The following is a 7,741-nucleotide window of genomic DNA, read 5'->3' on the forward strand; positions in this document are numbered from 1 at the left end:
AAAGCCGCCGGAAGGCCCCGACGGCTTTCAAGAGAATCGAATTTTAAGCCTCAGCGGTACTGGCCATCGTTGATGCGGTCGTCGCCTTCGTTCAGGGCGATGACTGCATCAGTGACGGTGAAGTTGTCCTTGTACTTGTTGAACAGTTCCTTTTGGCGATCGGTCAGATCGATGTTCAGCACATCGTCAACGCTGGCGTAGGGGCCTCCCAGGACGATTTTGCCGGCCAGGGTCGGATACATGCCTGGGTAATCCTGGAAGCGGCGCACAGAACAGTTGTTTAGGTCCACCTTGCCGGCTCGCTCGGCGATTTTGTCGTCGGCTTGGTTGCGACGATCGGCTGCGTAAGCCGGCGGTGGAATCAGCAACGTGATCAAGAGGCCGGCCAGCACGACCCCACTAATCAGCCAGGCAACCAGCCGTTTCATCACGACACTCCGTTGAACTACGGGAAGGGAGGCGACATCGGTCACCGGGAGTCCAATGTTACAGAGCCATGCCGGAATTTTTACCTGTAACCCTCCAGGATTTGCAGTTCTTCAGATCAGGCCGCTCAGGCTCGGTGCCCCAAGAGAGGCCAGCAGGAAAAGGGCATCTACCGCCAGGGTTGTGGCCAAGGCTGCGCTTGTTACGCGTCCCACCTCGCCCAAACCCCAGAGCCAGCGGCAGGCTTGAACAAGCACCGCAGCGCACAGCACAACCAACACCAGGCTTTGGGGTGCTAGCACCTGCTGGGCTGCAGCTTGCAGGAGCAGGGGTGCTTCGGTGCTGCTCGCATTGAGGATCTGGGGCCAGGAGGGCATCAGCCAGGTGCCGGCTATGGCTGCATCAGTGGCTGCCGTACCAAGCAGGGACCCTAAATAGAAACCGCAGGCAAGTTTCCAGCGGCTCTGCAGTCCAGTCAGTGCTAGAGGCAGGGCAAAGGCCTCGATGGGCAGGTGCCACACCGGATGGAGCCGGCACCACCCCCAAAACAGGCTGCCTGCCAACCAGCTGCCGCAGAAACCAACTAGCAATTCCCCGGCTCGACTGACTCGGGGATTGGGGTGCTGACTCAGGGCTAGCGCTAGGCCAAGGAGGGGCACCGTGAACAGAGCCGCACTAAAAGGTGCAAGCCGCACCCATGGGGCCTGAAGGAAAACTGGCAGGGTGACCAAAACCCCGCTGATCAGGCTCAGCCCAGGGTTGCGGCACGCCTGCAGCAACGCACGCAGCGAAGGGATGGCCGGAAGGCCTGCCGGGGCTATTGCGCTGGGAGGGGCCCCGACCACCAAAATTGTGAAGAAAGATGCGCAACCTTAAGGGTTCAAGCGGGGAGCCGCGCCATAGGGTCGTTGCAGCTCGTTTTGCCCACGATGTTGTCCGCTGCCATGCCGAACCTGCCCGTTGCGGTGATCGGTTTCTGGGAAGCCTGCTTTCGATCCCTGGTGTTGGGGGTTTTGCAGGGGCTGACGGAGTTTTTGCCGATCAGCAGCACCGCCCACCTCAAGGTGGTGCCGGTCTTGCTCGGCTGGGGTGACCCGGGGGTGGCGGTCACGGCGGTGATTCAGCTGGGCAGCATCGCGGCGGTGTTGGCTTATTTCCGCTCAGACCTGGCTGAAGTGATCAGGGGTGTGGGCCGGGCCTGCCGTCACGGTCAGTGGGGCGACCCCTCCGCTCGCATGGGTGTCGCCATTGCCCTGGGCACTCTGCCGATTGTTTTTGCTGGTTTGGCTTTGAAGCTTTGGGTGCCCGATTACGACAACTCGCCGCTGCGCAGCATGGCCTCGATCGCGGTCGTGTCGATCGTGATGGCCCTGTTGCTGGCTCTGGCTGAGCTGGTGGGTAGCCGTCGCCGCGAGCTGGTTGATGTGCAGCCCCGTGATGGCGTCTGGGTCGGCCTGGCTCAGTCCCTGGCTCTGGTGCCAGGCGTTTCCCGCTCGGGGAGCACCCTCACTGCCGCTTTGTTTGACAGCTGGCAGCGCCCGGCCGCCGCCCGCTTCTCCTTTTTGTTGGGCATTCCGGCAATCACCCTGGCGGGGCTGGTGTCCCTCAAGGAGGCATTCAGTGCTCCAACTGGTGGCGGCGCCGTGCCCTTGCTTGTGGGAATCGTTGCCGCTGCGATGGTGTCCTGGTTGGCGATCGCCTGGTTGCTGCGCTTTCTGCAAACGAACAGCACCTGGGTATTTGTCGCCTATCGCCTGGTCTTCGGGGTAGGCATATTGATTTGGCTTGGCGCCAGGATGGGAGCCTGAATCCCTAGCAGCCCCTAACGTCGTGTGGAATGAGCCCTCTGCGGGGATTGCCCTAGCTGCTCTCGATAGCAGCTCTCCAGGGGCGGTGCGCTTGCCGGCCCCTGCCGTGGTTGCCTCGGTGGAGCCTGGTTCGATCGCTGAGGAGTTGGGCTTTCAGCCGGGCGATCGCCTGCTCAGCATCAATGGCAAGCGTCCACGGGATCTGATCGATGTTCAGATGTTGGTGGGAGAGGAAGAGCTCACCTTGGAAGTTGAAGATCCAGACGGATCCCTGCATACGGTTGAGTTGGAGAAGGATCTCGATGAGGGCTTGGGCCTGGGATTCACTGAAGCTTTGTTCGATGGCCTCAAGCAGTGCAACAACGCCTGTCCGTTCTGCTTCATCGACCAGCAGCCACCGGGTCGCCGCAGCAGTCTCTACCTCAAAGATGATGATTACCGGCTCAGTTTTCTTTACGGCTCCTACCTAACACTCACCAACCTCACCGCCGCTGATTGGCAGCGGATAGAGGAACAGCGGCTTTCGCCCTTGTTCGTTTCCGTCCATGCCACCGAGCCTGAGCTGCGTAGCCGTTTGCTAGTCAATCCTCGGGCCGCTCTGCTGCTGGATCAGCTTGGCTGGTTCGCCCAGCGCGATTTGCAGATCCACGCCCAGGTGGTGGTGTGCCCTGGTATCAACGATGGCCCGGCCCTACTGCGCACCTTGCAGGATTTGGCCCAATTTGGCGCTGGCGATTGGCCCGCGGTGCTCTCCGTGGCAGTGGTGCCCGTGGGGCTTACCCGTTTTCGTCCCGATGGGGATGCCCTCGTACCCGTAGATCGCCAGTCTGCCCGCCAGGTAATCGCCTTGGTGGAGCCCTTGCAGCAGGGCTTTCAGCGAGATCTGGGCAGTCGTTTCGTTTGGTTGTCCGATGAGTGGTATTTGATGGCGGGGCTGCCGCTTCCCCCCCGGGCAGATTACGAGGACCTACCCCAGCAGGAAAACGGCGTCGGCAGCATTCGCGCCTTTATCGAGGCGCTTGAGCTCGCTACCCGGAAGCTGCCCAAGGCCCTGGCCAGGCCGCGGCGGCTGAGCTGGGTGGTGGGCCAGCTGGTGGCCGAAGCTCTCGAGCCCGTGGTAGCCAGGCTCAATGCGGTTGAGGGGCTTGACCTGATTTTGCATGGCTTGCCCAGCCCTTACTGGGGTCAGGAGCAGGTGGTTACGGGCCTGCTGACCGGTTCTGATCTGCTTACCGGCTTGGCTGGCTTGGATTTGGGCGAGGCCTTGCTGCTGCCAGCGGTAATGCTGCGCCAGGGCGAACCGGTATTCCTCGACGACCTCAGCCTGGCTGAGGTCGAGGCCCAGCTGCCGGTGCCTGTGCAGCTGCTGAAGGGTGCAGACGACCTTGTGGCCTCATGTTTAGGCAGGTTTCCATTAACTCCTTACAATGTTCGGGATTAGGCTGATGTTTACGTGCTCAATTTCACTTCCCGCTTAGCTCTGCTTTGCCTGCTGGGTCCCCCTTTTCTGGCCTTTGCAGCCCAAGCTCAGGACAAGCCAGCGACTGCTGCTTCCCAGGCGGATTTGACTTTGCCCATGCCTCCACCGTTGCCACTGGCACCTGAAGCCCTGCGTGGCGACTCCACTACCAAGTTGCGGGGCTATCGGCCACGCCTAAACCCAACCCTCGTGACTCCGGCAGCCACCAAGCTGGCTCCTGGGCTTGAGAATCTGCCCGCACCCGCCTCCTTGGCGCTGCCGGTTAAGCCAGAGCAAGTGCGAATAACCGAGTTGCGCCCCCTTGGTTTAGTTGAAGTAGAAAATCTTGCCGAGGTCAATAACCCCAATCTCAAGGCGATTGCTAGCCAGGTAGATCAGGCTCAGAGCAATCTTCGAGCCCAAATTTCTCAGTGGTATCCCAGCCTCAACTTGGAGGCAAATTCACTACCCGTTTATAACACCGGTGAGCAGAGCAACACGGTGTTTAACGGTGTTAAGCAGACCCAGGTCATTAATCGTTGGGATTTAGGAGCTGCCATCACGGCCCAGTGGTCACTAATCAATCCTCAGCGGGTGCCTACTATAGCAGCGGCGCGTGATCAATTTGAAAAGGCCAAGTTCCAATACGTCATTGCTCTACGGGATCTGCGATTGCAGGCAGCTTCTTCATATTTTGATCTCCAGCAGTCTGACGACCAAGTCCGTATTGGTCAGGAGTCCGTACGCGCTTCTTTAGTTAGCTTGAGAGACTCCAAGGCAAGATTTCAGGCTGGTGTGGCTACAAAGCTAGAGGTGCTTGAAGCTGAAACCCAGCTTTCCCGTGATCAGCAGCTCTTGACCAACTCTCTCGCTGCCCAAGCAATCGCTCGCCGCACCTTGGCAGCTCTTTTGGATTTACCCCAAAATGTAACCCCAACCGCTAAGGATCCGGCAAGGGTCTTTGGCATTTGGCAGCCCTCGTTGCAGGAAAGCATTGTTGCGGCTTATACATTCCGTGAAGAGCTGGATCAGGCTTTGCTGGATATCTCAATCGCTAACAGCCAGGCAAATGCAGCATTGGGTGCTGTTCAGCCCTTCCTAAACATATTTGCTGCGTTTTCAGGCAGCGTTTTTGACGGCCAAGATCCTCAAGTTCTAAACGACCCCGCAGGCGATGGAACGGAATACAACACTGCTATTGGCCTCAACCTGAGCTGGCGCCTCTTTGATGGCGGAGCAGCTGCGGCCCAATCACGGCAAAATAAGCAGCTTGCCCAAGAAAATACTTTTCGCTTCGCCCAGCGACGAGATGGCATTCGCCAGGAGGTTGAAACAAGTTTCTATGAACTCGAGAAAAACAACCGCAACATTGTGACTACCTCTAGGGAGGTGATTTCGGCGCGCGAATCCTTGCGGCTAGCTCGTCTGCGCTTCCAGGCTGGTGTGACAACCCAGCGAGAGGTGGTGGACAACCAGCGAGATCTCACTCAGGCAGAGGTGCGCTATTCCGGTTCAATCACTGACTACAACAAGCGTCTTGCCGAACTTCGTCGCCGAACTGGCCTAGATCAAGTGGCTGGTTGCACGCCCCAGTCCCTACCGGCAGTCAAGCCTGCCGGCGCTTCAGATCTTCCCGTCGAACCCACGCCCCTGATCCCTGCCTGCCAGGCCGCTGCCCAGGGAGCCGTCTGACGCCGTGGTGGCGTCATCTGTTGATCCACAGCCTTCATTTGGGCTGCCCAACACCCTGCGATTGGGTTTGTTCCAGGGTTGTTTGGGCTGCCTGGCCGTCATCTTCGCGGGCCTGCTCAATAGGGTCATGCTCAGCGAGCTTGAGTTCCCCGGCCTACTGGTTGGTGGCGCGCTGGCATTTGAACAGTTTGTTGCTCCCTCCAGGGTGTTGTTCGGCCAAATTTCAGATGCCCATCCCTGGGCGGGGCGTCACCGGCTTCCATATATATGGCTGGGTACTGCCCTGTTTTGTGGCTTGGCGGTGCTGTCCGTTCCCCTGATCTTTCATGTGGGTCGCTTGCTTGAAGCTGCTTCCCAGCCTGAGCTGGCATTGGGAATCACGGCGCTTTGCGGGCTGTTTGCTCTTTATGGTCTGGCGATTTCCCTCGCCACCACCCCCTATCTCGCCCTCGTAATTGATCGCACCAGCGAGGCTGAGCGGCCCCGGGCGGTGGGCTTGATTTGGTGTCTGCTCACTGTGGGCATTGTGATTGGGGCAATCTCGATCAATCTGAGCTTGCGCAGTCTTGATGGCATCACCGATCCTGCCCTTTTGGAGCCTGTATTGCTTGGCTTCATGGGCCGGGTGGCCGCAGTGGTGCTTGTGCTCACGGTTGTTGCCACCGTTGGGCTCGAACCCAGCAACAAGCAACTTGACTTGCCTGCGGGCGGGCAGCGCCGGGAGGATTCCATCACCCTCGCCCAGGCCTGGGCACTTGTCAGCTCAAGCCGTCAGGTCCTGGTTTTTTTCTCCTTTCTTGTGCTGTTCACCCTCGGCTTGTTTCTACAGGACCCCATTCTTGAGAGCTACGCAGCAGACGTGTTTGGCATGCCGATTGCAGCCACGGCATCCCTGAACGCCATTTGGGGTATGGGAACTTTGACGGGCTTGCTGCTTGCTGGGCTGTGGATCGTGCCCAGGCTCGGCAAGTTGGCAACGGCGCGACTGGGTTGCCAGCTGATTTTGGTCAGCCTGGTGTGTTTGGCACTAGCTGGTTTGGAGCCCCGTGTGCCGGTGCTGCAGGTGGTCATGCTCCTGTTTGGCTTGGCGGCGGGCATAGGGACCAACAGCGCCCTAGTGCTGATGCTTGATCTCACCTTGCCGGAGGCTGCTGGCACCTTTGTAGGGGTCTGGGGTCTGGCCCAGGCCTTATCAAGGGCCTTAGGGAAAATGCTCGGTGGTGGACTGCTTGATCTAGCTCGTTCTCTCCAGCAGGCTTTCGAGCTTGCCCCGTCTGTTTATTTCCCCTACGCCATGGTTTTAAGCGTGGAGGTGCTGGTTGCTTTTGGTGCCCTGGTGTTGCTGAGGCGCGTCAACCTGCGCCAATTCAGGGAGGATACGGGTCGCAGCCTCAGCAAGGTGCTGGCCCTAGAGCTCGGATGAACCAAGAACCCTCAGTGCTTTACCCCCCAGATCTCAATCCAGGCCTGGTTGAGCTGATTGATCTTGTGGCTGACCGGCAGCGGGCCGATTTCGGTCATATGGCCTCCGATCTCAAATCAGACGGCAGCCTGATCACGGCCTGTGATCGCTGGAGTGATGCGACCCTGGTTGAAGGATTGGCTCGCCTGTTTCCCGGTGAAGGGGTGCTGAGCGAGGAAGGCGACAAAACAGTGCCTAAGACCTCTGCTTATTGGGTGGTTGATCCCCTGGATGGCACCACTAATTTTGCGGCTGGGATTCCCTACTGGGCCATTTCCATAGCGCGTTTTGAGGCTGGGCGTCCGGTGCTTGCCGTGCTGGATGTGCCACCACTTCGGCAGCGGATCGTGGCGATACGCGGTCAGGGTGCCTGGCGCAATGGTCGCCTCCTGCTGGCTCCCTCCGGGCAGAGCCACCCTGCTGGCTGCGCTTCCTTGTGTAGCCGTTCGATAGGAGTGCTGCAAAAGCTGCCCAATCAACGCTTCCCTGGGAAAATCCGTTTGCTTGGGGTGGCAAGCCTCAATCTTGTCAGTGTGGCGATGGGGCAAACGATCTCAGCACTTGAGGCCACTCCCAAAATCTGGGATCTGGCAGCAGCGTGGTTGGTGCTCAGCGAGTTGGACTGCCCGATTCGTTGGCTGGTGCGATCACCGGAATCGATCGATGCTGGTTCCGATCTGTCTGCAGCCGATTTCCCTGTGCTGGCGGCCGATCGGCCGGAAACCTTGGCCCGCTTCATGCCCTGGGCCGATGCGCTGGTGGGCTGATCCTTGCCAGAAGGGCGTTGGAGGTGATATGTTTTTGGACTGCGCGCAAGGGGGAAGATCCCGAAGCGAGCAGGCTTACGACGAAGAAGGCGAGAGCCGACGGTGTTGTAAGTTTTCTGAGTCGCTG

At 59.2% G+C, this 7,741-nt stretch carries 7 protein-coding genes; 5 read left to right on the forward strand and 2 right to left on the reverse strand.

Annotated features, from left to right (window positions below; genetic code table 11):
* Positions 1 to 50: 50 nt before the first annotated feature.
* Together psbU and KBY72_RS09395 are read right to left on the reverse strand one after the other, a co-directional pair.
* A complete protein-coding gene (psbU, locus tag KBY72_RS09390; protein WP_254941806.1) occupies positions 51 to 428 on the reverse strand; it encodes a photosystem II complex extrinsic protein PsbU in 378 nt (125 codons plus the stop codon).
* Between the two features lie 111 nt (positions 429 to 539).
* Entirely contained in the window at positions 540 to 1,271 is a 732-nt protein-coding gene (locus KBY72_RS09395; RefSeq protein ID WP_254993455.1) for a DUF3120 domain-containing protein, read from the reverse strand.
* Positions 1,272 to 1,370: 99 nt separating this feature from the next.
* Between KBY72_RS09395 and KBY72_RS09400 the strand changes: the two genes are divergently transcribed.
* The 5 genes from KBY72_RS09400 (at position 1,371) to KBY72_RS09420 (ending at position 7,614) form a co-directional block, all read left to right on the forward strand.
* Positions 1,371 to 2,234, forward strand: coding sequence for an undecaprenyl-diphosphate phosphatase (locus tag KBY72_RS09400; protein ID WP_254993456.1), 864 nt, complete (start codon positions 1,371 to 1,373; stop codon positions 2,232 to 2,234).
* 22 nt (positions 2,235 to 2,256) lie between these two features.
* Positions 2,257 to 3,675, forward strand: a complete 1,419-nt coding sequence (locus KBY72_RS09405) for a TIGR03279 family radical SAM protein (RefSeq protein WP_254932328.1) — start codon at positions 2,257 to 2,259, stop codon at positions 3,673 to 3,675.
* A gap of 135 nt (positions 3,676 to 3,810) precedes the next feature.
* Positions 3,811 to 5,385 carry a TolC family protein gene (locus tag KBY72_RS09410; RefSeq protein WP_254932327.1) on the forward strand — a complete coding sequence of 525 codons (1,575 nt, stop codon included), beginning with the start codon at positions 3,811 to 3,813 and terminating at the stop codon, positions 5,383 to 5,385.
* Between the two features lie 127 nt (positions 5,386 to 5,512).
* Positions 5,513 to 6,808, forward strand: coding sequence for a BCD family MFS transporter (locus tag KBY72_RS09415; protein ID WP_254993458.1), 1,296 nt, complete (start codon positions 5,513 to 5,515; stop codon positions 6,806 to 6,808).
* Complete coding sequence (locus tag KBY72_RS09420; protein ID WP_254932325.1) at positions 6,805 to 7,614, forward strand: inositol monophosphatase family protein; 810 nt, start codon at positions 6,805 to 6,807, stop codon at positions 7,612 to 7,614. The genes KBY72_RS09415 and KBY72_RS09420 overlap by 4 nt, the downstream gene beginning before the upstream one ends.
* Positions 7,615 to 7,741 lie beyond the last annotated feature (127 nt).

It is taken from the genome of Cyanobium sp. BA5m-21, assembly GCF_024346235.1.
GTDB classification, from domain to species: domain Bacteria; phylum Cyanobacteriota; class Cyanobacteriia; order PCC-6307; family Cyanobiaceae; genus Cyanobium_A; species Cyanobium_A usitatum.

Excerpts from the sequence above, each read along its gene's own strand:
- psbU (WP_254941806.1), bottom strand. The coding sequence starts at position 428 with ATGAAACGGCTGGTTGCCTGGCTGATTAGTGGGGTCGTGCTGGCCGGC.
- KBY72_RS09400 (WP_254993456.1), top strand. The coding sequence starts at position 1,371 with ATGCCGAACCTGCCCGTTGCGGTGATCGGTTTCTGGGAAGCCTGCTTT.
- KBY72_RS09410 (WP_254932327.1), top strand. The coding sequence starts at position 3,811 with ATGCCTCCACCGTTGCCACTGGCACCTGAAGCCCTGCGTGGCGACTCC.
- KBY72_RS09415 (WP_254993458.1), top strand. The coding sequence starts at position 5,513 with ATGCTCAGCGAGCTTGAGTTCCCCGGCCTACTGGTTGGTGGCGCGCTG.
- KBY72_RS09420 (WP_254932325.1), top strand. The coding sequence starts at position 6,805 with ATGAACCAAGAACCCTCAGTGCTTTACCCCCCAGATCTCAATCCAGGC.